Origin of the sequence: Hyphomicrobium sp. (genome assembly GCF_035687085.1) — a bacterium.
Classification (GTDB): domain Bacteria; phylum Pseudomonadota; class Alphaproteobacteria; order Rhizobiales; family Hyphomicrobiaceae; genus Hyphomicrobium_B.
In genome coordinates this window covers 141560-166686 of record NZ_DASRYS010000010.1, presented here as the reverse complement: position 1 = coordinate 166686, position 25127 = coordinate 141560, and the positions used below count along the sequence as shown (strand labels likewise).

Sequence of the window (25127 nt, the reverse complement as noted above, 5' to 3'; positions counted from 1 at the left end):
ATGACCTCTCCCAAAAATTCGAACAATACGCCTCTCACCTACGCGGACATCCGCGCGCTCGAGGCGAGCGATCCTTACGAGATCTACGGAGGTCGTGGCTTTGAGCAGTCATCGCCAAAAGGCGCTGAGTTTGCCCTGAAGGTGAAAGCGGCGATACGGCTCTTCCTGAAGAGAAAGGGGCTCATATTTGCTGTGACCGTCGCCGCATTATCCATCGGCACGGTGCGGACGCTCATGATGACGCCGCTCTACACGTCCTGCCTGCGCCTTCAAATTGATCGCAACGTCGCCAAAATTGTCGAAGGCGGCAATATCACGCCCGTTGAAGGCGCAGATTCAGAATTCCTACGGACGCAATACGAACTGCTGCTCAGCCGGAATCTTGCCGAACGCGTTGCGCGCCTGGCGCATTTGCAAGAAGATCAAGACTTCTTCCGCCCGCGCGCATTTTCGGTGCTGGCCACGATCAGGGGCTGGCTACGCCCCGCCAGCCCCACGCCGCAGAGCGCGAGCTCATTGATTCCTGCTGCCGCCTCCATCGTGCAGCAGAACATTTCTGTGCGGCCGATACCCGGTTCCCGCCTGGTGGATATTTCCTATTCCGATCCTAATCCAGCGCGCAGCCAGAAAATCGCAGCCGCCTACGCGAACGCATTCATCGCGTCCAATCTAGACAAGCGCTTCGAGGCGAATGCTTACGCCAAAGCCTTTCTTGAAGACCAAATCAAGCAGCTGAAACTGCGCCTCGAACAATCAGAGAAGACGATGCTGGCCTTCGCCGAAAAGGAGCAAATCGTCTCCATCGGGGCAAGCTCATCGATTGTCGAAGCGGATCTGGCAAATTCCAGCACCGCCCTCGGCAACGTCTCGCGCGAGCGAATAAAGAATGAGCAACTCTGGCGACAGGTCGAAAAATCGGACGCGTTGAACTTCCCGCAATTTCTCTCGAGCGCTGCCATCGACAGTCTGCGCGCAAAGCGCAACGACCTCGTGACCGAATATCAGGAAAAGCTTCAAACCTTCAAGCCGAGCTATCCGGCGATGATCCAGATCAACAATAAGATCGTGGAAGTGGACCGGCAACTTGCAGCTGAAGTGAAAACGATCCGCGGCTCGCTGAAAAACGCTTTTGAGTCATCGCTCAGTCAGGAGAAGGAAATCAGCGCGCGCGTCGCGAAGCTCCGCAGCGATGTTCTCGACTTTCAGAAGCGATCGATACAGTACAATATTTTGAAGCGTGAGGTCGACACTAACAGGGAACTCTATAATGGCCTCCTCCAAAGATATAAGGAGGTAGACGTTGCGGGAGGCGTCGGAAGCAACAACGTCTTCGTCGTCGATGCCGCGAGCCTGCCGGGCGCGCCGTCCTCTCCTCAGCTCGTAAAATCCATGATTCTCGCTCTAGTCCTCGGCTTTGGAGCAAGCATTGCGCTCGCGTACGTGATTGAGAACTTCGACGATGTCATCGATACAGTCGAGGAGGCCGAGCGTGTCGGAGGGCTTGCAACGCTTGGCATCATTCCTCTCGTGAGTTCCCGTGTCGATGTCAGAGAAGCGCTGGCGGACGCGAGATCGCCACTCGCGGAAGCTTATCGATCCCTATGCACATCACTGCAATTCGCAACCGTGCGCGGCATGCCCAAAACCCTTTTCGTGACGAGTGCCGGGGCGCAAGAAGGAAAATCGATCAGCTCTATCGCCATCACTCAGCACTTCGCGCGGTTAGGGCTGAAGGTTCTTCTGGTTGACGCTGATATGCGCAATCCCTCATTGCATAAATATCTGAACGCCGACAACTCCGTTGGATTGAGTTCGTGCCTCGCCGGCGCCTCAACGCCGCAGGACGCCATCCAGAAAACCGCAACGCCGAATCTGGCGTTGCTATCATCCGGGCCCTTGCCACCCAACGCGGCCGATCTCCTGGGCAGTCCGCACCTGATGTCGCTGCTCTCGGGCAGCCTCGAACTTTTTGACCTCGTCATCATTGATGGGCCGCCGGTTCTGGGACTGGCAGACGCGCTGCTGCTGTCGAATGCAGCGGAGGCCACGATCTTCGTGATGGGAAGCGGATTGGCCCGTGGCGGAGCCGTGCGAAGCGCGCTCAAACGTCTCGAAATCTCGAAAGGCCCGTTGATCGGCGGCGTGATTACAAAGTTGGACGCCCGCTCGGCGGGTTACGGCTACGGGTACGCCTATGGCTATGGATATGGCGCTAACGCGTTCTCTTATGAGCCAACGCTGGCAAATGCTCAGGCCACGCCGCGCACAATCGGTGCCCCGTCATGAGCGCGAGGAGAAATCACGCGTTGAGCGTGGCTCTCGATCTCATTCGCATGCCAACGCAGGTCCGCATCATGAGATCGGCACCTCTGCCACCCGGCGTTCTCTTGCTCCTGCGCCTCGCAGCATCTGAAACGGGCGCCGAATGCGAAGCCGAAGAAATCAATAAGCGCTCGTCTTCCGCAAATCGCGATGCTGCGATCTTCTTCATCGAGCAGGTTTTGTTAGCAACGAATTCCGATGCCTATCGTGTGCTTGGTCTCGATCGTCGAGCAAGCTCTGCAGAGCTTCGCCGGCACATGGCCTATCTGCTGAAATGGCTGCACCCAGACGTGAGCGGAGATCCGCATAAAGCGCGCTTGGCGCAACGGGTCTTGATGGCGTGGAACGAAGTGAAATCGGCAGAGCGTATGCCCACGGAAGCCGGTGATCATGCGCTGCGAGCAGGCTCAAGGCCGTTAGACGCTGCGTCCCGGCCGCTCTCCAGAAGTCGTCCAGAAAGCAGACACAAGACCGCGGCTTACGCGCCTTCCGCCCGCCTCGCGAGACGGCTGCGTAGGCGAGTATGGCCGCTGTGAGCAGGCCTTTGTGGAACTCTCCCAAGTCTGTGGCGCTGTTGAGTTCCAATGTAGTGGGCACTGTTGCGTCGATCGCGCTGGCGGTTGTGCTCGGCTGGTTCGTGCTTTCTCGAACGTTCGTCGCGTACATCGGCAGCATCAACCCGCAGTGGGCGCTGGCAGTCCGCGCTTCCGACGCAACTGCGCAGTTCATGATCGCGGAGGCTTGGCTCGCAAACACCGTGCACGCCGAGGGCGGTATCCTCAAACCGGACGGAAAATCCTATCCTGACGAAAGCCGGATACGTCAGCGTGTTTTGCAAGCGCTACAATCCGATCCGCTGAGTGCATGGGGTTTCGAGCTTCTTGGAATACTCTCGGCGTCTGATGGGGATACCGCGTCTGCCATCATGTTCATGCAGGCAGCGGTGGCAAGATCGAAAAGAAGACCCGCGGCAGCCTACTGGCTTCTCCGGCAATGCATTATTCTGAGGAACATTGAGTGCGCTATTCATCACGCTGATGTGCTGCTTCGCATCCGCCCGGATTTGATTCTGCAGATCACGCCTGCATTGGTGGAAATCGCAACTTTACCTGCGGGAACAAAAGAATTGATCGCTATGCTCGCCGCTGCACCGCCATGGCGCGAAAAGTTTTTCGAGGCGCTCGCGGATGAGAAGAGCAACGCTGAGCTGCCTGCGCAATTGTTCCTAGGATTGCTGAAGTCGGAGCACCCACCGGAGCCGCGTGAGGCTAGCCGCTATCTTCGCAGGTTGATTGCCCAGAAATATTATGAGCAAGCGTATTCGGTTTGGCTGCAGCTCCTTCCACCAAAACAACTCGCATCCGCAGGCCTGCTGTTTAATGGGAGCTTCCAATATCTGCCGTCCGGCCTTCCGTTCGATTGGGCGATCGATAGCAGCGCCGGCGCGATAGCGGCAATCGTTCCTGTCCAGGAGCTGCCACTGGAAAATGCGCTTTCGCTGGAGCTTGGTGGTGGGCGCGTTGACCTTCGGCCGGTATATCAATTCCTGGTCCTGGCTCCAGGCCGGTATCGCCTCGTTGGAATGTCGAAGGGGATGCTAAGAGGGCCGCGCGGCCTTAAGTGGCAAATCGCGTGTGTGGAGCGGCCCTCTCGCGCGCTCGGCGAAAGCCAGGCTTTCTTGGAAGGATCGTCAGGCTGGTCGCAATTCACGATGAGCTTCGACATTCCGCCTGCCTGCAGAGCGCAGCTCTTGAGGCTCGTTCTCGATGCGCGGTCCGCGTCCGAAACTTTGGTCGCGGGATCCTTTGCATTCACGGGATTGATGATCGAACGCGACGCACGCTGATTATAGTACGCAACTACAAATAATAGTCGCTGTTGCATTCGCGTCATTGTGATCGGCTCACCGTCAGTGCTAGTCCTTAAGGAACATATCGGGCTCGTGGTGACGCTGATTGCGGTCACCTAGCGTGCGGTAGCAATGGTGGATCGCTTCCAAATGAAGGCCGCGGGCCAATGTGTGCTCATCGTCGTGACGTCGCTCGCGGCCGAAGGGACGCCGCGAATGGCGCTTGAGCTTTGCAGGCATTGGTTGGCATGGGGTCTCCGTCCTGTGCTCGTCGTCCTTCAGGACACGCCAAAGGATCTCGCGGCGGACTTCGATGCGCTCGGAGTTGAGCGAATAACGCTCAACATCCCAAGGAGCGGCAGGACGAGATACTTCGTCCTCGTCGCCAAGATTTTTGCGGCTGCGCGGAAGTATCGGCCAGCCGCATTGCTATCGATGCCTTTCGGCTGGCACGCCATGATAGCGCTCGGCGCGCGGTTGGACGGAGTCAGGCGGGTCGTCGCACACGTCGGCAATTATCCGAATTTTAGCAGCGGCTCTGCGCAGGCCAAATTCCGCTTCCTAGTCCAACTCGGCCGTCCACTCACGGACCGGCTCGTCTGCTGCAGCCGCTATGTGCAACAAGGCACGATGAAAGCATTCGGCGTTCGCGAATGGGAAACAGCCGTCGTCTACAACGGCGTGCCTGTTCAAGAATTCATCCCGCATGCGACGCCTGACGCCAAGGGCCAAGATCAGCCCTACACGATAGGCATGGTTGCCCGCCTCGAGAAACACAAGGATCAGGCTACGTTGATCCGCGCCGCCAAAATCCTCAAGGAACGCGGCCGTAAGATCCGCGTCGAGATCGTTGGTGAAGGCAGCCAGCGTGCGATGCTAGAGCAGATGATCACAGCGGAAGATCTGTCTGGCACGGTGAGGCTGCTTGGGATGCGCCGCGACGTGCCGGCGATCATCGCCGGGTTTGACTTGTTCGCTTTCTCAACGACGCCGGATGAAGGTTTCGGCATAGCGCTCGCGGAGGCGATGATCGCACGCGTGCCGATCGTCGCCAGCGACGTGGGTGCTTGCCGCGAGGTTCTGGAATCGGGCGGTCTCGGATTGCTCGTCCCGCCCGGCGATGCTGTTGCGATGGCCGATGCCATAGATGCGGTCCGCGCGGATCCTCACGCCACTAGTATGCGTGCGTCCCATGCGAAGCATATGGCTTTGCGCAAATTCTCGGGCGAAGCCATGGCGTGCGAATACGGACAGCTGCTTGGCCTCGCATCCGCCGGTCAATTGTCGCCAGCGGTCCTGCAACCCGCGTGACCGTTCAGCCTCTTATTGTGCATATCGTGCATGGGCTGGGAGCCGGTGGCACGGAGATGACGTGTTTGCGTCTGGCCAAGCATTGGCAGTCGCGCTTTCGCCAGCATGTCGTCGCGCTACAACCGGGAAGCCGCCTGCTGGAACGAGCATTTGATGAGATCGAAAATTGTAGCCTCACCATAGCGCCGGAAAATTACCGCGGCGGCTTCGCGAGGTGGTGGTGGCTACGATCCTTATTCAACGCGAATTCTCCCGATGCCGTCCTCATGCACGTTTTTGGCGTGCCCCACATGATTGCAGCATCAGCAGCGCGTAGCTCCCGGATAAAATCGATAGCCGTGAAGGCCGGAAACCCCCCACCTAAATATGGACTTTCGCGCCACAAATGGGCCGGTATAACACTGGCCTCGCGATTGCTCGGATGCCCCATTGCATCCTGCTCGGCGGCAGTCGACCAAGATCTTCGCAATCTGGGCGCTGGCATGCCTAACCATTCGCGCCCGTTGCACAATGGAATCGACGTCATCTCCATTGCTGACGAAGCAGAACGTGCACGAGCGCAGAGAAAGGCGCGGCCTGCCGTTGTCGGCATGGTCGCGCGCCTAGATACGATCAAGGACCACAAAACGCTCATCGAAGCTTTCTCACTCGCACATCGGAAGCACGAGGACTGCGAGCTGTGGATCATCGGTGAGGGAGAGCTACGCAACACCCTTGAAGAGCAAGCCCGCAAATTGGGTATTGCCGATTGCACAAAGCTTCTAGGCAATCGCAGCGATATACCTGCACTGCTGGGGCAAATGGATGTTTACGCATTCAGCACGACCCCTGCCGAAGGCTTTGGCATCGCGCTGATTGAGGCTATGGCAGCAGGCGTAGCCATCGTTGCGACTGATGTCCCCGCTTGCCGCGAAGTGCTGGCCGACGGGACAGCTGGACTTCTCGTGCCTCCGGGCAACGCGCAAGCGCTCGGCGAGGGCATATGCGAACTTCTTCGCAATCGAGTTCGCCGGGAGGCTCTCGCTGCGGCAGCAAACATTCACGTGCGTCGCGAGTACGGGATAGAGAAATGCGCCGCTCGTTGGGAGTCGCTTCTGTTCCGCAATTCCAAATGCCTGACATCAGCGGTTGCTCCATGCGTATCCTGACGTGTCTCGGCGATGCGACCTCCATGGAAACGTGGAGTAACACGCCGTACTTTTTTCTAAACGCGGGAAAAGACGCAGGCTTCCTCGACGCGGGATGGCAACTCGATACGAAAGTTCTGCGTTATCATCGCCTCGCATGGAATGCCGCCAGAACAATGAAGCGATGGGAGATGGGCGGCTTTCAGTACAGTCCGTCTTTTCTCCGGCGACTGCTTGCACAGGTCCAGCCGATAGAGCCGGACATTGAGGTTATCAGCCATTTTCCACTCTTTCCGCCGCTGCGAAGCGGCGTTCGCAGAACGAGCTATTACATTGACGCGACGCTGACCCAGAACTTCAACGAGTATGGGCTGTCCGGGAGAGGTGGCGTGGGAAGGGCAATGGCGGCAGACGCCGTCGCGCGCGAGCGTGAGCAGTACGAAGCTGCAGAACTTATAGTTTGCATGAGCCGCTGGACGGCGCGTTCGGTCATCGAACATTACGGAATTGCGAAGCGGAAAGTCTACGTCGTACCACCTGGCGCAAATCTGCCGGCGAGCGTTCCCGCGGGTTCATGCGTGCGCCTCGGTGGATCGTTGAGGCCCGTCAGATTAGGATTTGTAGGAAAAGATTGGAGGCGAAAGAATCTTAAATTCGTACTCCAGATCGCAGATATTCTGCACGCGCGAGGCGTGCAGGTTGAGATCATGGCTGCGGGCTTTGATCCTGATGCCGCCCCCAGTCATCATCTGATGAAAGCGGTGGGTTTCATAGATAAGCGCCATGAGCTTGCAAAGTTTGTCAACTTCGTCCGCTCCTGCCACTTCACCTGCCTGTTCTCGAATGCCGAAGCGTTCGGTCTTTCAAATCGCGAAAGCCTGAGGCTGGGCGTCCCCGTCCTCGCTCGCAATGTCGGAGGAATCTCCGACACGATGCCGGCTGGCTGCGGTCATCTATTCGATGCGTCGGCACTCCCTGAGGACGTTGCGGGAACAATTCAGTCCTATGTTCAGAATGCCGACCAGTACTGGGCGATCCGCACAGCGATCGAGGCGAGGCGCGAAGAATTTACCTGGGCCACCGCAGTTCGAAAACTGCAAGGGATCTGGCTCGGATCGGACTATCACGCCTATGAGAGGATAAAATCACATGCTTGACGCCGCACCGTTGCGCTTTGCGGTCCTCCAGCCAGGCGCGCGCCTCCACTACGCGCTTCCGGCGGTGTTGCAGCGCGCGGGCATGCTTCAGCGGTTCTATACGGACTTCTGTGCCAGCACGTCTCCGTTGCGTCATCTTGAGCACGTATGGCCGCGCGCGCTCCAGCCCGCCGCTGTGCGGCGCATGCTCGGACGAAAGCTTCCCACGGAGATCCCGCATGCCAAAGTGCGCGAGGTACGCACCGCCGTGATGCGCGAGAAGGCTGCAAAGATCTTCCCGGAGCCTCGAATAAGTAGCGCTGCGTCGTTGCTCGCGCTCGCACGCAAGGAAAGCTTTGGTGGCGCCAACGCAATCTATACGCTTCTGGTCAACGAGGACATCGACGCTTGCCGGGAAGCCAAGAAACGCGGCTTCAAAATCGTCCATGAGGCGATGCTCAGCCCGGACATCGGAATTTGGCTCGATGAGGAACGTCAAAGATTCCCGAGGCATCAGACGTCCTCTTCGAACGACCGCACGAAAGCGGGCCGGGAGCGCGACCGGATCAAATATCAGATCGCCGATCTGATCATCGCGCCTTCCGAATTCGTCAAGAAGGCTGTCGTGTCACTCGGGGCCGATCCAGCGCGCGTGGCTGTTGTGCCTTATGGCATCGATCAGAGCTGGCTTGAAACGAGGCCAGAGCCCGTCCGTGGACGTGTGCTCTTTGTCGGGAATGTGTCGCTTCTGAAGGGCAATCATTATCTGGCTGAAGCGTCACGGCTGCTCGCGCGCAGGGGCGTCGACTGCGAGGTCCGCGTCGTTGGGCCGGCCAATCGGCGTATTTTGGGAGATCCATTATTTCGCGGACCGAACTATGTCGGCCAAGTTCCACGGGCTGAGGTGCGCCGGGAATTCCAGGCAGCCGATGTGTTCGTGCTGCCAACCTTGTGCGAAGGCTTCGCACTGGTGCATCTCGAAGCGCTGGCATGCGGAGTACCCGTGATCACCACGCGAAATTGTGGCTCGGTTGTCCGCGACGGCATTGACGGAATAATCGTTGAAATTCGGTCCGCCGAGGCTATTGCCAACGCCGTTCAGCGCATCGTGAGTGATCGAAATCTTCGCAATGCCATGTCTCGCAACGCGCGCGAGCGAGCGGCATCTTTCACTCTGAAGCAATACGAAGAACGGCTCGTTGCCGCGCTTGCCAAACTGTAAGCCGGCGAATAGCTAGCCCGCTTGTATTACACCCTCATAGGCTTGGTAGCCGCACTTTGTGCGTTCGCGATCTTTGTCGACTGGACGCGCTGGCGCGATGTCTTTCATCCGACGATCTATTGCGCTCCCCAGCTGCTATTCCTGTACGTAGCGCTGCCGCTCTATGGGCTCTCGGCCGACGAGTTCGAATTCGTGTCGCGTGCCGGCTATTGGGAGCAGCTTGCGGAATTCCAGTTGATCGCCGGCGTCATGTGCGCCGCCTTGATCGGCGGCATATGGTGGGGAGCACGTGGCCTTAGCAGTCGATCAATCCCCATTGCCGAGCAGGATGCGAATGCCATTTTCATCGTTGCAGTACTCTTCGGTGTCTTGGGATCGGTCGCTTGGGTCGTTGGTATTGTCAACGTCGGCGGCTTCGATGCTGCCTATGGGCGGGCATATGGCGGCGGATGGGATGATAGTGGTTATGTGCGCGAGGCCGCACAATTTGGTTTTGTAGCAGCTCCTCTGCTCGTTCTCTCGCGGCGAAAAGGCGGCATACGCCTTCAGGATTGGGTTCTTGTTTTCATCTTTCTTTTGCCGCTGCTCGTGCAAGGCTTTCTGGGTGCGCGTCGGGGTCCTACTTTTCTCGCAATTACCGGCCTAGCAGCCAGCTACGTTCTGGCGTTCCGCCCCAAGATCCCTTTTTGGTTTGCGGCCTCCGCCGCAGTTGTGATGGGTATGTTGCTTCTCTGGCTCGTTGCAAACCGCGGCGCAATATATCTTGGATCGGAAAAGCCCCTCGACAGCCCTGTCTCGCGCATGATGGAGAACTGGTCTGGCAACGAGTATCTCTACTCGTCCGCCATCGTCCGCTATGTGAACGAGACAGGCGAGTCGTTCCATGGAATGCGAGTTTTTGCTCACATGACGGCGCGCGTCGTGCCTTCCGCGATTTGGCCGACGAAGTATACCGATGTCCTCGCAGCGATCGGACTCGATATCGACCTGACACGGGAGGCCGGTATCCCAACGGAGAGGATTGCCAACGTATCGGGCTGGAAAGTGTCGTCTGGTGCCGCGCCGGGGATAGTGGGCGACTTCTGGATGGAGTTCGGTGCGTTCGCCCCACTCGCTGCATTCGCATTAGGCGGGCTCTACGGCAAGCTTTGGCGTGCGAGCCGCGCGGACCCGCGCCTGCAACCCGCCTACGCGATCTTCGCTGCGCTCTCGATATACGTTCTCACGCAAACGATTGAAGCATGGCTGTTCAGAGCTTTGCTTTTCGGCATCCCCGCAATCACAGCACTGCGGATATTGACGCGTCGCGGGCGGAATGAGCGGGTTTCATCCGAGGTGTGGTACGCTCATTCCCTCACGCGAAGCACCAGGGCCAGGCCATGAAGATCGCGCTGCTTTTCCGCAGCTACGGGCCATATCATTTGGCGCGTCTTGCGGCCGTGAGGCAATACCATTCGGTGCTCGCGCTTGAGTATTCGGACATCGACGCCGATTACGGCTGGGAAGTCGCAGCGCAAAAACGCGATGCCGGTGTAATTGCGCTGTCAAACCCGCGGGGAGCGGAGGCTTTTGCAAAGAGGCTAACGGCGGAGCTCGGCCGCTTCATGCCGGATGCGGTTGCGATCCCCGGATATGCGGAACCTTTTGCGTTGGCAGCGTTGCGAACGTGTAATGCGCTTAACATTCCGGCTATTCTGATGAGTGACACGCATGCTGGAAGTGTCAGCCGGAATAGGGTGCGAGAGGCGTTGAAGCGCCAGCTGGTACAGCTCTACCGTGCAGCGTTCGTCGCCGGCACGCCACACGCGGAATTTCTGGTCTCGCTCGGATTTCCGGCGCACAAAATTGCGACAGGCTTTGATACGATCGACAATGCGCATTTCGCAAAGGCCAGCGAGAATACGAGCGAGCGCGAGGCGCTGAAGCAAGCGAACCTGCCGAAGTCTTTCTTCCTCTGCTGCGCGCGCCTTGTGAGTAAGAAAAATTTGCCGTTTCTCATCGAGGCCTACGCGCGATATCGCTCCGCGCATTCGGATCAGCCTTGGGATCTCGTCATCGCAGGGGACGGGCCTCTGCGTGAGGCTGTGACTGATCGCGCCAGCGAGCTTTCAGTCACCTCCAGCGTGCATCTCCTGGGTCACAAGAGCTATGCGGCACTCCCCGGCATTTACGCCAGAGCAGGAGCCTTCGTCCTTCCAAGCATCGTCGACGAATGGGGGCTCGTCGTAAATGAGGCGATGGCGGCAGGGCTTCCTGTCCTGGTCTCAGAAGGCGCTGGCTGCCAGCGTGACCTCGTCGAAGGCGGTGTCAACGGCTTCAGTTTCGACCCGCGCGACGCAGGTGAACTCGCTCGCCTGCTGGCTGCTGTTGCCACATCCAGCAATCGAGAAGAAATGGGAGCTGCAAGCCGCCGCATCATTTCAGAATGGGATCTCGGCCGGTTTGTCCAGGGGCTGACACAGGCTGTCGATCTTGCCAAGAGGCCCAGGGGTGTAAAGCGCCTTCACATGGGCGCTGCGGTCGCGACGGCGCTGTCAATTCGGATCTGACGGAAAGCTGAGCATGAAAGTCGCGCTCGTCACTGGCAGCCTTTCGCGATCGGGCGGAGGCGTGGCAGCAGCCGTACAATGTCTTTCGCGAAGTCTATCCATTGCCAAAGCCAACGTGCATGTCGTGGGTCTACGTGACGAAGGCTGGGCCGCGGATGCAGAGCAATGGACAGGGATAGAAGCTTCGCCGCTCCCCGTGGTGGGTCCTTTCGCGATTGGTTACGCCCCGAAGGCGCGGCAGTGCCTACTCAGCGCCAATGCAGACATCGTCCACACGCATGGCATCTGGAAATATTCTTCCGGCGTGGTCGCACGCTGGGGCGCGTCCACAGGCCGGCCATACGTCGTCTCGCCTCACGGCATGCTTGATGGCTGGGCGCTCAAGAATTCCGCCTGGAAAAAGCGCATTGCCGCTCGGCTATACGAGAACGCGCATCTTCGCGGCGCATCGTGCTTTCATGCGCTCTGCGAGGCCGAAGCGCATGCGGTCCGCGAGCTGGGCTTCCGACATCCGATTTGCGTCATCCCGAACGGCATCGCAACGCCGCAGCACGCAAAGCCTACTCCGGCGCCTTGGGCGGCGTGGGTGCCGCATGAGCACCGGGTGATGCTCTTCCTCGGACGGCTCCACCCTAAGAAGAACTTGCGTGAGTTGATCAAGGCGTGGCCTGCGGAGTCAGTCAGCCCGGATTGGCACCTCGCAATCGCCGGATGGGACGAGGGCGGGCACGAACAAACACTGCAGAAGCTTGTGAGAAAGTTGGGTCTCTCGAAACGTATTCATTTTCTGGGCCCGCTGTTCGGCAGGGAAAAGGAGGCGGCTTTTCGAGCGGCTGATGCGTTCGTGTTGCCTTCCTTCAGCGAGGGACTGCCGATCGCGGTTCTCGAAGCCTGGTCCTATGGTCTTCCCGTTCTTATGACCGATGCGTGTAATCTAACGCAGGGTTTCAGCGAAAGCGCAGCGTTTCGCCTGTCTCTTGATGGCGATCGGATGAACGCAGAACTTCTAGCTTTCATGCGGATGGAGCGAGAAGCCCAAGTTGAAATGGGCCGCAACGGTCAACGCCTGACCGGCCGGGACTTTTGCTGGAGCCGTGTCGCCGAGCAGCTTTTGCAAGTTTACCGGTGGCTTCTGAATGGCGGAGCCCAGCCAGCATGCATCCTCTCCTGAAGCGTCGCGACGGCAATGCGCCTCGACGCCTACAATAATCGCGGCTTCTTGCGCGGCAGGCCAGCTTGGGTGGAGTGCCTTTGGCTTGCCATGCAGGCACTCTTCATCCGGCCGCCGATTCCCGGTTCGGGCCATCGCCGCGTTATTCTGCGCCTGTTCGGCGCGCGCATAGGCACGGGCGTTACCATCAAACCCGGCCTCAGAGTGAAATTTCCCTGGCGCCTGACAGTCGGCGACTATTGCTGGCTGGGCGAGGACCTATGGATTGATAACCTTGCGGACGTGGCAATCGGCTCACATTGCTGCCTATCGCAGGACGTCTACCTCTGCACCGGCAATCACGACTGGAGCGCTCCCGGCTTTGATCTTCGGGTGGCGCCGATAACCGTCTGCGATCACGTCTGGATCGCTGCACGCGCCGTCGTCGCGCCTGGGGTGACTGTCAGCGAGGGCAGCATATTGGCGTTGGGAAGCATCGCGACCAAGACGACATCGCCTTGGACCATCTATGCCGGAAACCCGGCACAGCCGGTGAAAAAGCGGCCTGAGCTGGCATCAGCCAGAGTTTGAATGGAGGCTGCCTTGCGCCTGATATTCATCAATCGCTTCTTCTATCCCGATCATTCCGCCACGAGCCAGATGTTGAGCGATCTGGCTTTTGGCCTCGCCGAGCGCGGGGCGAGCGTCTCTGTGATCACCAGCCGTCTCTCCTACGATGATCCCGCTGCGAACTGGCCCGCGCGCGAAACGATCAGAGGTGTCCAAATTGAGCGTATCTGGACCTCGAAGTTTGGCCGCGCCGGCCTTGCTCTTCGCCTCGTCGATTATTTGACGTTCTACGTATCGGCAGCATGGACGCTGGCGCGGTTGGCTCGGCGCGGTGATACCGTCGTCGCGATGACGGATCCGCCAGCGCTTTCGATTTTTGTCTCGCTCATCGCTTGGCTGCGCGGCGCGGTTATCGTCAACTGGCTGCAAGATATCTTTCCCGAGGTCGTCGAGGCACTGCAGCTTGCGGGCACGCGCTCGTCGCTGCTGCTTTCGCCGTTTCGTTTAGCGCGCGACGCCTCGCTTCGTCACGCTTCGATGAACGTCGCGATCGGTTCACTGATGGCGGAGCGCTTGCTGCGATCCGGCGTAACTCCCAGCCGCATCGCTGTCATTCCGAACTGGGCTGACACAAACGCGATCCTTCCCATACGTCCGGAACGCAATGCCCTGCGGTCCGAGTGGTGTTTGTCGGACAAATTCGTCGTTGCCTACTCCGGCAACCTCGGCCGGGCCCATGGCATCACGGAGTTGCTTGAAGCGATGACTGTGGCCAAGGGCGCAACAGGCGAGCCGCAGCCCCATTGGCTCTTCATTGGCGGTGGCGTGGGTTTCGAGCAGCTGAAGCGCAGGGCCAATGAGCGCGGCGTTTCCAATATGACATTCCGCCCGTATCAACCTCGCGAACATCTCAGCCAAAGCTTGTCGGTTGCCGATGTTCATCTCGTCTTGCTGCGGTCCGAGCTGGAAGGTCTCATCGTTCCAAGCAAATTCTACGGGATTGCTGCGGCCGGCCGCCCCGTCATGTTTGTGGGCGCTGCGGACGGAGAACTCGCGCGTCTCATCCGCCGCTACGACTGCGGAGTAGCGATTGCAGAGGGTGACGGCATTGGTCTCGCTCGAGCGCTGTCGAAGCTAGCACAAGATCTGGATCGTTGCAGCGAAATGGGCGAGCGCGCCAGGGCGATGTGCGAGAAAAATTTCAGCAAGGAACAGGCGATAGATCGATGGCTCCAACTCGTGGAGCATGTCCAGGAGGAGGCGCAAGTGCTCAGGCGCACGAGGCCGCACAATGCTGCGCCATTCCAGAGATAAGGCTAGATAGCGGACAAGAGATCGCTGGAGATCTTGACCCGGACCGGCCTGTTCAGAAAATCCATCAGCACAACGAGCCGGTCGTTCTCCGACAAATCGACGATCTTTCCCGCCAAGCCGTCGAACGCGCCCCGGCCAACACGGACAGTCTCTCCGATCTGGGGAGCTGATGCCGAGCGTGCGATCACGCCATCCTTCTCGCGCGCCCGAAGATCGTCAATGAAGGGCGCGGGAAGGATGCACGGCACATCCCGCGTGCAAACCACCGAACGAACCCCGATCGTCGACAAAATTGGCCGCCATCGGGTCTGCGTATCGTTCAGCCGTACGAACAGATAGCCGGGAAACAATGGACGCAGCACCTCGCTGACGCGGCGCGCGTGCCGGATCTGTTTTTTGATCACCGGCATATAGACGGCATAGCCCTGATGGCGAAGGTTGCACTCTGCTGACTGCTCTCGGTTCGGATGGGTGTTCACCGCGATCCAAACGGGTTGCGGAGTCGTCTGAGGAACGGCGCAGTTCATTGATCTTCTTCCCAATGGTCTGATAGAACTAGTACCGTTGAGCCAAGTAGAGTTCACCAGGAAACGGGTTTAATCCACAGGATGAGCCTAATTCCGATTGCGGAGATGATCCGAAAAGACTAGTTCCATGGCGAGGCATCCATTCATCGATTCGATCGCCTGCGGAGCTTTGCGGATGCACCATCTTGTCTTGCTGATTGTGGATGTTGCGTTCGTGCTCGCATCGACAATCCTCGCGATCGTGCTGTGCAGCCCGTTGCCGCCGATTTCAGCGGTCGAACACGCCGGCATTTATCCATGGCTCACGATCGGCGTTGCCATTCCCGTGCTCTGGATCTTCGGTCTCAATCGCACCGTCTGGCGATTTACGTCGCTGAACGATTGCTGGCTGATCCTGGCGGCCGCCGTTTGGATCGTGGTCTTCTCCATCGCAGCGAATATCGCCTTCGAAGGGATTGATGAGACGCCACGATCGCTGCCGGTAATGCAGGGACTTCTTATTCTCTGTACGCTCGGCGGGGCCCGCGCGGTCATGCGCCTGCGCCATTCCCTGCGGCACCGCGCGCGGATGGCAAGAGAACGGCTCCGCAACGAACGCGAGAACGTGCTGCTGATCGGTCTCAATCCAGTCGCAGATCTTTTTCTGCGGTGTGCCGCGGAAAATGCCCGCGGACATGTTCACATCGCAGGCATTCTCTCCAATGCCGAGCGCCATCACGGGCGATCGCTGCACTCCTGCAAAATCCTAGGACCGCCGGAGACTGCAGAAGAGGTTCTGCATGATCTGGCCGTGCACGGCATCCGGATTAGCCGCCTCGTACTCACGATCCCACTGGGTCATTTGTCAAAAAAGGCCCAGGAGGCGATCGCAGAAATTCGCAGAACGCACGCTGTTCGGGTGGACGAGCTTTCCGCCCAGTATGGCTGGAGCGAATTGATGGCGGATCGCGGCGCCGGAGCCAACAATGATACGTCTGAGGCTCCGGCGGGAGCCTTCGCCGGCAACGACGGCCCGCCGAGTTCCTATCTGCGATGGAAGCGGGTGATCGATGCCACTGCGGCTGTGGCGTGCATCATTTGTCTGGCGCCGGTGATGGCAATCATCAGCGTCGCCGTGATGCTGGACGTGGGCTTTCCCCTCATATTCTGGCAGCAGCGGCCTGGCGCGTTCGGCCACCCCATACGGGTGCTAAAATTTCGCACGATGAGACGTGCCCGTGATGCGAGCGGCCGCACGCTGACCGACGCCGAACGGGTCTCCAGAGTTGGAAGCCTTCTCCGGCGCCTCCGCCTCGATGAGCTTCCCCAGGTCTACAACGTGCTGCTCGGGCATATGTCGCTTGTTGGGCCGCGGCCGCTCTTGCCCGTCGATCAGCCATCATTTTCCGAAGCGCGGCTGCGTCTCAGGCCTGGGTTGACGGGCTGGGCTCAGATCAAAGGTGGCCGCCATTTGTCTCGCGAAGATAAGGCCGCGCTCGACCTTTGGTACATCAAGAACGCGTCGTTCGCCCTGGATATGCTGATTTTGCTCAATACGGCCCGCACGGTGCTTTTCGGCGAGCGCATTGATCCGCGCGCCATTGATGACGCGTGGCGCGACCTGCGGCCTTGACGCGTATTCCACAGCAACGTCGCCTAAAGCGGAACTTCAACGCGGGCTTGAGGTTAGGAGGCAGCTGAACAGTGTAAGCCAAGGCAATTATGCACTGATCAAGGCCAAGCGGTCCTCAAAGGATTGGACAGAAATGCAGAAATGGGGCACATTCCAGCTGTTTTCACGGATCCCCCAGTTTCACGACGGACTTTTCCGGTCCCCTAAATCTATTCCTCTGACGCACGATATTTGACGACGCCCGCATTTGGGCGAGCCTTGTTGTTTTTGTTGTGTGGAGTTCGAGCATGCTGCGACCAGGTTCCGGCAATGCGGAGAGCGTACCTCTCCTGCGGACACTGCCCGCGTCTCATTCTTTAGAAGCCAATGTTCGTCACCTCGGGCGGGACGAAATTCTTTTCGAAAGCGGTGACTTTAAAACGTCTCTCTACAGGGTCGAAGCGGGCGCACTCTGCATTTATCGCACGCGTCCTGACGGCACGATGGAAATTGTCGAGCACGCGCTTGCCGGCGATCTCGTCGGCATGGGATTTTTAGAACGCCACGCGACGAGTGCGCGAGCCGCCATCAATTCCACTGTCCGCGCGCTTCCACTGGACGCGGCCGAGAAGCTCACGGAAAGTGATGCCCATAATAAGGCCAGACTTGATGCGGCGATGGAACGTGAGTTCATTTATCGCCGCGAAAGCCTCGCCAGCTCGGCCAGCAAGCAGCCGGCAATTCGCCTTGCGGCGTTCTTGACGGCGGTTTCGCAGAGAAGCCGGGAGGAGGGCGGCGATCCGGCCTTCATCGACGACAGCGTCAATTGCGCGATCATTGCGGACTTCCTCAGTCTCACGATCGACGAACTTGCGCTCGCCCTCAAACAGCTCGAAATTTGCGGCATGGTGGAGCCGGCAGAGCCGCATGGATTGCGGCTGAAGGACCTCGTGGGACTGAAGTCTGTGGCCGAAGAGGCTTTGGGGCCGCCCGCCTGGCTCGCGCCGCGCGACGACCTCGTGGCGGCTCTGCAGTAGCCGCAGCGGCTGACTGCCTACGTTTCGATCTCCTTCGATGAACAGACCTTGCGCGCCGCGTCCGGGCAACCGCACGCGGCTTGCGTGTTTTTGCTGCGTGGTTTTCGCCGGTTGACGCAGCGCCGCTATTGACGCCTGTTTTCTTTACCCACCCCCATGGAGAATACCGACAGCATGAGCGTCCTCTCGTTTGCCGCGATCAGCCAGAAACTTTCACTTTCGCGCCGGCTATTTCTTGGAGGTTCGCTCGCCGCCACAGCGCTCCCAGCAGCAGCGCGCGCCCAGGAGGCCGCGCCATCGGCAAATCTCGGCGCTCGTCAGCTGCCGGCTCGCACCTTGCCGGTGCCATCGACGGTGAGCGAGGGGCTGCAAGCCGTCATCGCCGAACCTTATCCGCCGGGCTGGAACGCGCTGCCTGCTGATGCTGCGGCCTGGAAAAGCCTCGCCGTGAAAAGTGCAGCAGGTGCCGCGCCTGCGATCGCTGCCATTCGCCAGCACTTCGGGCTGACCGTCGAACAGACGAAGATGGGCGGCGTCCCCGTCTTCGTCATTACACCGCAAGAGATCGCGCCGGAAAATCGCGACAGGCTTTTCGTTCATCTCCATGGCGGGGGTTACGTTCTGTTTCCCGGCGAGGCGGGCGCCGGGGAAGGTATGCTCATGGCCGGTTACGGCCGCTGCAAAGTCGTCTCGATCGACTATCGCATGGCGCCTGACTTCCCCTATCCCGCCGCACTCGATGACGTCATGGCCGTTTGGGGCGTGCTGCTCGCCGCCTACAATCCACGCAAGATGGCAATCTTCGGAACGTCCGCAGGCGGTGCGCTGACCCTCGCTGCAATCCTCCGCGCCAAGGCCGAAGGACTTGCTTTGCCTGGAGCCATCGCACCCGGGAGCCCCGTCGCCGATCTCACATGGTCGGGAGATTCGATCATGGCGAACGCGTTCGTCGACAACGCGCTTGTCTCGCGCCGGAGCTGGGCAAACGCGGCGGGCGCGCTCTACGCTGGTCAGAACGATCCACGCGACCCGATGATCTCGCCGATCTTTGGTGATTTCACCGGTTTCCCCCCGGCGATCCTCACGTCGGGAACGCGGGATCTTCTTTTAAGCGACACGGTGCGTGCGCATCGCAAGCTTCGCAAGGCTGGCGTTCCAGCCGCCCTGCAAGTCCTGGAAGGACAAAGCCACGCTCAATATCTCTCGCCATTTCTGCCCGAGACCGAAGACGCATTCGACGAGATTATGCAGTTCTTCAATAAGCATCTCGCTTGAGGTCATGCAGGCGCCAAAATGGCCAATATGAATTGATGGGAAACGACGCTCGCGTACGAAATCCCATCGCACATTAAATGCTGAAAAAGAGCAGAAATAACGCGCTTTTTCCGCAACACGGATGCACGCAATTTTAAGTAAAATAGATTCAAATTGGCTTCGCCGGCGCTGAACCGAGCGCCAATCAAATCTAAGCGAGGTCAACGCCAATGTCATACATGCGCATCATACTCGCAACCGTCCTCACAGGACTTGCGCTCCCCGTCGAGGGGGTTTCAGCTTCCTCGGAAAACACCACGTCGTATGCATCCAATCTCACGTTTGCGCGTGAGCGCAACGCTGAGATCGATGCCTCGATCGCTCGCGTCAAACAAAGGCTCGACGACGAATTCGCACGCGCGCGGAATGCCGAAATCGAAGCATCAATTGCAGCTTGCGAAAAAGCCGTGTTCGAGCGTGAACGCAACGACGAGATCAACGCATCACTGGCTGCGGTCGCAAACGCCGTTGCCCGGGAAGCTCAAGCCGTTGCACAAGCGGAATTCGAACGCACGCAGAATGCGCTCGCTGAAGCTTCGATGGCGCGCGTGGAAGCTCTTCGCTTGGCGGAATTCGAGCGCGATCGCAATCGCGAAATCGATGCGGCCTTGGCAGCCGTTGCGGATGCGAATTTCGTGGCCGAGCGTAATGCTGAGATAGAAGCGGCTTTGACCGCTGTTGAAACAGCGCGCCGTGAAGCGGAATTTGCGGCTGCAAGAAATGCCGAAATCGAAGTCTCGCTATATCAGGTCAATTCGCGCCGGAATGTTATCGAGACCGGCAGCATCTCGCGATAACGCCGGATCTTTTCTCATACTTAAATTGCGTTTTGAGATCAGCGCGCCATTGGCATCAGAGCCCATGGCGCTTTTTTCTTATCGGACATCGAGAATCGCGGTCCGCATCACAATCCCATCATCGCCATGATGCGTTCGACCGCAAGCGTCGGCAGAAGCGTGCCGCTGCGGACAGAGGCTTCGATGCTGGGAAGCTCGGCCGCGACCTTCGGATTGGCCCTGAGAGCCCCCATCAAGCGATCTTCAAGCATGTCGCGCATCCATGACACGGCTTGCGATTGCCGCCGCGCCGCGAACTCGCCCGTCGCCGTCATCTTTTCGCGATGCTCGAGAACCTTGGCCCACAGTTCCTTCAGCCCGTGATTGTCGCGGCCGGAAACAGTCAGCACCGGTGGGAACCACGTCGCGCCGTGCGGTGTGAAAATTTGCAGCGCGTTATGGTATTCCGCCGCCGCGCTTTGTGCGCGCTTGACGTTGTCGCCATCCGCTTTGTTGATCGCAATCATGTCGGCAAGCTCAATGATGCCCTTCTTGATGCCCTGCAGATCATCGCCGCCGCCGGCGAGCAGAAGCACGAGAAAGAAGTCGACCATATCGGCGACCGCGACCTCCGATTGGCCCACGCCGACCGTCTCTACGATGACGACATCGAAACCCGCCGCTTCGACGAGCGCCATCGTTTCGCGCGTGCGCCGCGTAACGCCGCCCAGCGTTCCGGACGAGGGGGAGGGCCGGATGAAGGCGTTCTTCTCCTGCGCGAGCGAACTCATGCGTGTCTTATCGCCGAGGATCGAGCCTCCGGAGCGCTTCGACGTCGGGTCGATGGCAAGCACGGCCACCTGATGGCCTTCGCCAAGAAGATTCATTCCGAGCTGATCGATCGTCGTCGATTTACCGACGCCGGGAACGCCGGTAATGCCCAGCCGAACGGCTTTGCCGGTTTTTGGCAACAGTTCTTGCAGCACCTGTTGGGCAAGGCGCCCGTGCTCGGGATTTGAACTTTCCACAAGTGTAATGGCGCGCGCGAGGAGCGAGCGATCGCCACCGGCGATTCCGGATACGTAGTCGGCAACGGAAATTCTGTGGGCGGGAAGGGCTGTTACGGCCATGGGCGAGAAGCTGAATCCTGTTCGGTTATTTGCCGTGACGATGGGCAGGAAAGTGATCATCCCGCAAGTCGGGAATTCGACGCTATCCGCGCTCATAAACTCCTGCCATAGAGCCATTGCTTGGTGCTCTCGGGCTTCCTAGCCTGCGCGAGGGCCGCGTCCTAGGGGAGGGTAGCGTGATTTGGGCAACTCGAGGCTGCCGTAGATCGGCACGCAATGCGGGATGGGGGCTGACGATACTCGCAGCGTGCGGAGTGCTCGCCGCGTGTAGTGAAAGCCCAAAACTCTCCAAGAATGACAGCGCCGAGCCCCGTCAGGCGCAGGAAGAGGCGAGGCCTGCGCTGCCGCCGCCCCAAGCAAATCGCCCGGCGATGCCGGAAGCCGCTCCACCGCCACAAGCCGAATTGCAAAAGAAAGAAGCGCCTGAGAGGCATTTCGAACAGCACGAAGAATCCGAAGCGGAGCCCGAAACCAGAACAACAGGCGGCTCGGGAGGCATAGACACGTCACCTCCGCCGCCGCCACCCGAAGAACCAAAAGCGGCAGGCGCTGCACAACAGGCTCCCGAAGAGCCCAAGGCGGTCGAAGCAGTTCCGCCTCCGATGGCTGAAGAACCTGCGGGTGGGGCCGCCCCGCCGGAACTCTCTCCCGGGACGATGGCCCCCGCCTCACCCGCCGCCGCCCCGCGGGCGCGATTGGGTGAGCCGCGTATGTCTCCGCCCGCCGCGCCGGCGCCCATGGCGCCACCGCCTGCTGCACCGGCAGCGGCGGCTCGCGCTGCAATCGCAAGCGATCCGTCGAAGAAGTTCAAAGTCGTGCCCGTGTTCTACGGAACGGATCGCGCAATCGAATTAGATCCGGCGAGGCTGCGATTTGGCTCCGACCGCGGCCACAAGCTTCAACTTGGCCGCGCCTTGATTACGGTGCCCTTCAGTCATGAGGTGCCGCACATCGAGCGGCCGAGGATCTTCGAAATCCCGTACTTCAAATACAAGATCTACGAAGAGACGGAGGATCCAAATAAGCATTTCACCCTGCAGGAAATCGCGAGCCTCAGCGAAGACCAGATGCTGGCGCTCGTCAAAGAGCACTTGGCGAAATCCTCCACGTTCAAGGATCACGCGTTCGTCTTCGTGCACGGCTTCAACACGTCGTTCGACTGCGCGCTCTATAGAACCGCGCAGATCGCCTACGACTTAGGTTTCGACGGCGTGCCCTTCCTCTACAGCTGGCCATCCGGCGGGAGGGTCGCGAGCTACACGTATGACTACGGCAGCGCTGAGCAGGCGGAACCGATGCTGGCGGAATTTCTCAAGCTGGTCATCGAGAGGAGCGGCGCGAAATCGATCAGCCTCATCGCGCACTCGATGGGCAATCAGGTATTGCTCCGCGTGCTGGAAAGGATGCGCCCGAAAATTCCCGAAGGCGTCGTGATCAGCCAGGTCATCCTGGCCGCGCCGGATGTCGACCGCGATAAGTTCAACATTATTGCGCGCGAAATCTCGAACTTCGCCAAAGGCGTGACGCTCTACGCTGCATCAAACGATCGGGCGCTAGGATATTCCGCGCGGTTCTGGGGCGGTGTGCCCCGCGCCGGCGACGTCCCCCAGGACGGACCGCTGATCATTCCGGGCGTGGACACTATAGATGTGACAGCGGTTTCCACCGATGCGCTGGGTCTCAACCATTCCGGCTATGCCGAGAATCCGGCGCTGCTCAACGATGTGAAAGCGCTGGTGCAACTCGGCATCCGGCCGCCGGACAAGCGTTTAAAAAGCATCCTGGCGGTGGAGTCGCCCACGGGAACTTTCTGGCGGTTCCAGGCCACCAACTAGCTCAACTAGCTTCGCGCTAGACAGGGCGGTGGGATCGGTCGCGTCGGCGGTGGGCGCTGCCGCTGCGGCCATCCTCAGCATAGCTACGCTTCGGGTACCCCTCGGCTCTGCGCTCCCGGCGTTTGGCCGAATTCCGGCGCTCTGAAATCGTCATGCCGTAAAACAAGAGCGCACCGAGAATGATTGGCGTTCCGATAACCGACAGGACCAGAAGAAACTCGCTCACATATTCGTGCACGGCTCATCTCCGTTTATCTGGCCGAAAACCGGTCAGAAAACCTAAAGTTCCGAAATAGGAAAAGAGGTCCCGGGGCCGGAGAGCCGCTCGACGCTCCCATCCGGGCCGGCAACCCAGGCGCGACGGGAACATTGCTCCCGCCGGAGCGGTTACGAGCCCATCGAAAGACGCCGAGGAGAGACCGCGATGAGAGCAATTTTAGCAACCCTTGTGCTGGGCCTTGCGCTGCCGGCACTGGCAGCAGACGTCCCCAGCCAAACGAAGGACTTCATCGATAACGCCACTGTAGGAAATAAATTCGAAATCGACACGAGCCAGCTCGCGCTGGAGCACGCAAAATCGCCTGACGTGAAAACCTTCGCGCAGCAGATGATCGACGATCACACGAAGGCTGCTCAGGAGCTGAAGGCTGCTCTTGCTGAAGCGAAGATCGAGCCTCCGTCGGATTCGCTCGATGTGACGCATGCCGCGAAGTACGCGAAGTTGCGTCTCTTCACGACGGAGAACGGTTTCGATTCCGCCTACACGAACGAACAGCTGAAAGCGCACCAGGACACGGTCGCGAAATTCAAAGATTATGCGGCGAACGGGCCGACGCCAGAGGTGAAGGCGTTCGCGACGAAAATGCTTCCGACGCTTGAGCACCATCTGGAGATGGTCAAGAACCTTCACGAGAAGGTCCAGTCGAAGAGCTAGCGCAGGTCGTTTGAGCGGCGCCGCTTTCCTGAGCGTGCGTACCGCGCCACGTGATAGAAATTAAAAAGGCCCCGAAGTGAGAAGGCTTCGGGGCCGAGGCAATATCATCTAATGAATGTACGGGAGCGTACAACGCCAGGAAAGCTAGTTGAAACGAGCCGATTCGGCAATTGGCGGCAAGGCGCGGAAACAATCCTACCCACATGAAATTTGTGCGTTCCACTTGAGCCCGGCGCGTTGTCGGCCGGTCGCAGCGTCGCCTGCGCAAATGCTCCCAAGCAGATTCAGTTCGATACGTTCGATAGCGAGAAATAATTCCCGCGGTTGCGCGGCGCGTAGCGGAAGCGCGAGCAATTTCGCCCGCTTGTGTGATGAAGCGAATGCCCGCTAGTAGGTGGGCATGATCGCAGTCACGAAATGGGCCTGCCGTGAGTAAGCTTGACGACGTCGTCAAAGAAATAGCCGACGAGATGCGCCGTATGCCCGACCGGGGCGAGGTCGCAACCTACATTCCAGAGTTGGCGCGCGTCGATCCGAAAGCTTTTGGCATCGCGGTGGTCGACGCGGAGGGCAACGTTGTGACGGCTGGCGATGCTGATACGCCATTCTCGATCCAAAGCATCTCGAAAGTTTTCACGTTGACCCTGGCCTTGGGGAAGGTCGGCGACAGGCTGTGGAGCCGCGTTGGCCGTGAACCATCGGGTAGCCCGTTCAACTCCATCGTGCAGCTCGAGCGCGAACAAGGCATCCCGCGCAATCCATTTATCAATGCGGGCGCCATCGCCGTCACGGATGTGATACTGTCGGGGCATCTCCCGCGCGAAGCGTTGGGAGAAATTTTGCGGTTCATGCAGTTTCTGGCCGACGATTCGTCCATCACGATCGACCGCCAAGTTGCCGCCTCCGAGCAGCGAACCGGCTTCCGCAACGCCGCTCTCGCCAATTACATGAAGTCGTTCAGCAACCTCGACAACCCGGTTGAATTCACGCTTGGCGTTTACTTCCATCACTGCGCCATAGCGATGTCTTGCAGACAATTGGCCATGGCCGGGCGCTTTCTTGCACAATTTGGCAGCAATCCGTCCACGGGACTTGCTGTTGTGCAGCCTGAGAGGGCGCGTCGGATTAACGCTCTCATGCTGACCTGCGGTCATTACGACGGCTCAGGGGAGTTCGCTTACCGCGTCGGCCTTCCGGGCAAGAGCGGAGTAGGGGGCGGCATCCTCGCCGTCGCTCCCGGCAAGGCGTCCATCGTCGTCTGGTCGCCGGGTTTGGATAAGACGGGAAACTCGCGTCTTGGGCAGATCGCGCTCGAACGCCTCACCACGCGGATGGGCTGGTCGATCTTCGGTGCATGACCTCGCGACCCCTGCCGTCACGTGGGCTGATGACCCGTGTTTCGGGTGCCAAAAATGGGTGCTTTTACTCGAGCG

At 59.3% G+C, this 25127-nt stretch carries 21 protein-coding genes; 19 read left to right on the top strand and 2 right to left on the bottom strand.

Annotated elements, in window-relative coordinates; translation table 11 throughout:
- From VFG26_RS07980 to VFG26_RS07925, 12 genes are all read left to right on the top strand, one after another.
- Positions 1–2286, top strand: coding sequence for a polysaccharide biosynthesis tyrosine autokinase (locus tag VFG26_RS07980; RefSeq protein WP_325024030.1), 2286 nt, complete (start codon positions 1–3; stop codon positions 2284–2286).
- Between the two features lie 20 nt (positions 2287–2306).
- Complete coding sequence (locus tag VFG26_RS07975; protein ID WP_325024028.1) at positions 2307–2858, top strand: J domain-containing protein; 552 nt, start codon at positions 2307–2309, stop codon at positions 2856–2858.
- Between the two features lie 53 nt (positions 2859–2911).
- On the top strand, positions 2912–4168 hold the full coding sequence (locus tag VFG26_RS07970) for a hypothetical protein (protein ID WP_325024026.1): 1257 nt from the start codon (positions 2912–2914) through the stop codon (positions 4166–4168).
- Between the two features lie 135 nt (positions 4169–4303).
- The gene (locus tag VFG26_RS07965) at positions 4304–5482 is read left to right on the top strand and encodes a glycosyltransferase (protein ID WP_325024024.1); all 1179 of its coding nucleotides are present in this window, start codon (positions 4304–4306) and stop codon (positions 5480–5482) included.
- A gap of 56 nt (positions 5483–5538) precedes the next feature.
- The gene (locus tag VFG26_RS07960) at positions 5539–6630 is read left to right on the top strand and encodes a glycosyltransferase (RefSeq protein ID WP_325024283.1); all 1092 of its coding nucleotides are present in this window, start codon (positions 5539–5541) and stop codon (positions 6628–6630) included.
- Complete coding sequence (locus VFG26_RS07955) at positions 6618–7766, top strand: glycosyltransferase family 4 protein (protein ID WP_325024022.1); 1149 nt, start codon at positions 6618–6620, stop codon at positions 7764–7766. Before VFG26_RS07960 ends, VFG26_RS07955 begins: the two co-directional genes overlap by 13 nt.
- A complete protein-coding gene (locus tag VFG26_RS07950) occupies positions 7759–8967 on the top strand; it encodes a glycosyltransferase family 4 protein (RefSeq protein ID WP_325024020.1) in 1209 nt (402 codons plus the stop codon). The genes VFG26_RS07955 and VFG26_RS07950 overlap by 8 nt, the downstream gene beginning before the upstream one ends.
- Before the next feature lie 21 nt (positions 8968–8988).
- Positions 8989–10350, top strand: a complete 1362-nt coding sequence (locus tag VFG26_RS07945) for an oligosaccharide repeat unit polymerase (protein WP_325024018.1) — start codon at positions 8989–8991, stop codon at positions 10348–10350.
- Positions 10347–11516, top strand: a complete 1170-nt coding sequence (locus VFG26_RS07940; protein ID WP_325024016.1) for a glycosyltransferase — start codon at positions 10347–10349, stop codon at positions 11514–11516. Before VFG26_RS07945 ends, VFG26_RS07940 begins: the two co-directional genes overlap by 4 nt.
- 13 nt (positions 11517–11529) lie before the next feature.
- Entirely contained in the window at positions 11530–12687 is a 1158-nt protein-coding gene (locus VFG26_RS07935) for a glycosyltransferase (RefSeq protein WP_325024014.1), read from the top strand.
- 15 nt (positions 12688–12702) lie between these two features.
- Entirely contained in the window at positions 12703–13257 is a 555-nt protein-coding gene (locus VFG26_RS07930) for a WcaF family extracellular polysaccharide biosynthesis acetyltransferase (protein ID WP_325024012.1), read from the top strand.
- A 12-nt stretch (positions 13258–13269) separates the two neighbouring features.
- Positions 13270–14550: a glycosyltransferase family 4 protein gene (locus VFG26_RS07925; protein WP_325024010.1), complete on the top strand. Its 1281-nt coding sequence runs from the start codon at positions 13270–13272 to the stop codon at positions 14548–14550.
- Between the two features lie 2 nt (positions 14551–14552).
- Here the strand turns inward: VFG26_RS07925 and VFG26_RS07920 are convergent, their stop codons facing one another.
- The gene (locus VFG26_RS07920; RefSeq protein WP_325024008.1) at positions 14553–15077 is read right to left on the bottom strand and encodes a transcriptional activator RfaH; all 525 of its coding nucleotides are present in this window, start codon (positions 15075–15077) and stop codon (positions 14553–14555) included.
- Positions 15078–15252: 175 nt separating this feature from the next.
- Between VFG26_RS07920 and VFG26_RS07915 the strand changes: the two genes are divergently transcribed.
- The 4 genes from VFG26_RS07915 to VFG26_RS07900 all read left to right on the top strand — a co-directional run bounded on the left by VFG26_RS07915 (position 15253) and on the right by VFG26_RS07900 (position 19816).
- Positions 15253–16689 (top strand): sugar transferase, encoded by a 1437-nt coding sequence (locus tag VFG26_RS07915; protein WP_325024006.1) that lies wholly within the window; start codon positions 15253–15255, stop codon positions 16687–16689.
- Between the two features lie 287 nt (positions 16690–16976).
- Positions 16977–17705 (top strand): Crp/Fnr family transcriptional regulator, encoded by a 729-nt coding sequence (locus VFG26_RS07910; protein WP_325024004.1) that lies wholly within the window; start codon positions 16977–16979, stop codon positions 17703–17705.
- Between the two features lie 174 nt (positions 17706–17879).
- Positions 17880–18980 (top strand): alpha/beta hydrolase, encoded by a 1101-nt coding sequence (locus VFG26_RS07905; protein ID WP_325024002.1) that lies wholly within the window; start codon positions 17880–17882, stop codon positions 18978–18980.
- Between the two features lie 218 nt (positions 18981–19198).
- Positions 19199–19816: a hypothetical protein gene (locus tag VFG26_RS07900; RefSeq protein WP_325023999.1), complete on the top strand. Its 618-nt coding sequence runs from the start codon at positions 19199–19201 to the stop codon at positions 19814–19816.
- A 107-nt stretch (positions 19817–19923) separates the two neighbouring features.
- Here VFG26_RS07900 and meaB read toward each other — a convergent pair whose 3' ends face one another.
- Positions 19924–20925: a methylmalonyl Co-A mutase-associated GTPase MeaB gene (gene meaB / locus VFG26_RS07895; RefSeq protein WP_325024280.1), complete on the bottom strand. Its 1002-nt coding sequence runs from the start codon at positions 20923–20925 to the stop codon at positions 19924–19926.
- Positions 20926–21635: 710 nt separating this feature from the next.
- Between meaB and VFG26_RS07890 the strand changes: the two genes are divergently transcribed.
- From VFG26_RS07890 to VFG26_RS07880, 3 genes are all read left to right on the top strand, one after another.
- Entirely contained in the window at positions 21636–22760 is a 1125-nt protein-coding gene (locus VFG26_RS07890) for an alpha/beta hydrolase (protein ID WP_325023997.1), read from the top strand.
- A 424-nt stretch (positions 22761–23184) separates the two neighbouring features.
- The gene (locus tag VFG26_RS07885; protein WP_325023995.1) at positions 23185–23694 is read left to right on the top strand and encodes a DUF4142 domain-containing protein; all 510 of its coding nucleotides are present in this window, start codon (positions 23185–23187) and stop codon (positions 23692–23694) included.
- A gap of 428 nt (positions 23695–24122) precedes the next feature.
- On the top strand, positions 24123–25052 hold the full coding sequence (locus tag VFG26_RS07880; protein WP_325023993.1) for a glutaminase: 930 nt from the start codon (positions 24123–24125) through the stop codon (positions 25050–25052).
- Positions 25053–25127: the final 75 nt, after the last annotated feature.

What these genes read in the sequence shown, in the direction of transcription:
- VFG26_RS07980 (WP_325024030.1), top strand. Translation starts at nt 1, where the DNA reads ATGACCTCTCCCAAAAATTCGAACAATACGCCTCTCACCTACGCGGAC.
- VFG26_RS07965 (WP_325024024.1), top strand. Translation starts at nt 4,304, where the DNA reads ATGGTGGATCGCTTCCAAATGAAGGCCGCGGGCCAATGTGTGCTCATC.
- VFG26_RS07960 (WP_325024283.1), top strand. Translation starts at nt 5,539, where the DNA reads ATGACGTGTTTGCGTCTGGCCAAGCATTGGCAGTCGCGCTTTCGCCAG.
- VFG26_RS07955 (WP_325024022.1), top strand. Translation starts at nt 6,618, where the DNA reads ATGCGTATCCTGACGTGTCTCGGCGATGCGACCTCCATGGAAACGTGG.
- VFG26_RS07950 (WP_325024020.1), top strand. Translation starts at nt 7,759, where the DNA reads ATGCTTGACGCCGCACCGTTGCGCTTTGCGGTCCTCCAGCCAGGCGCG.
- VFG26_RS07940 (WP_325024016.1), top strand. Translation starts at nt 10,347, where the DNA reads ATGAAGATCGCGCTGCTTTTCCGCAGCTACGGGCCATATCATTTGGCG.
- VFG26_RS07935 (WP_325024014.1), top strand. Translation starts at nt 11,530, where the DNA reads ATGAAAGTCGCGCTCGTCACTGGCAGCCTTTCGCGATCGGGCGGAGGC.
- VFG26_RS07930 (WP_325024012.1), top strand. Translation starts at nt 12,703, where the DNA reads ATGCGCCTCGACGCCTACAATAATCGCGGCTTCTTGCGCGGCAGGCCA.
- VFG26_RS07920 (WP_325024008.1), bottom strand. Translation starts at nt 15,077, where the DNA reads ATGAACTGCGCCGTTCCTCAGACGACTCCGCAACCCGTTTGGATCGCG.
- VFG26_RS07915 (WP_325024006.1), top strand. Translation starts at nt 15,253, where the DNA reads ATGCACCATCTTGTCTTGCTGATTGTGGATGTTGCGTTCGTGCTCGCA.
- VFG26_RS07910 (WP_325024004.1), top strand. Translation starts at nt 16,977, where the DNA reads ATGCTGCGACCAGGTTCCGGCAATGCGGAGAGCGTACCTCTCCTGCGG.
- VFG26_RS07905 (WP_325024002.1), top strand. Translation starts at nt 17,880, where the DNA reads ATGAGCGTCCTCTCGTTTGCCGCGATCAGCCAGAAACTTTCACTTTCG.
- VFG26_RS07900 (WP_325023999.1), top strand. Translation starts at nt 19,199, where the DNA reads ATGCGCATCATACTCGCAACCGTCCTCACAGGACTTGCGCTCCCCGTC.
- meaB (WP_325024280.1), bottom strand. Translation starts at nt 20,925, where the DNA reads ATGGCCGTAACAGCCCTTCCCGCCCACAGAATTTCCGTTGCCGACTAC.
- VFG26_RS07890 (WP_325023997.1), top strand. Translation starts at nt 21,636, where the DNA reads ATGTCTCCGCCCGCCGCGCCGGCGCCCATGGCGCCACCGCCTGCTGCA.
- VFG26_RS07885 (WP_325023995.1), top strand. Translation starts at nt 23,185, where the DNA reads ATGAGAGCAATTTTAGCAACCCTTGTGCTGGGCCTTGCGCTGCCGGCA.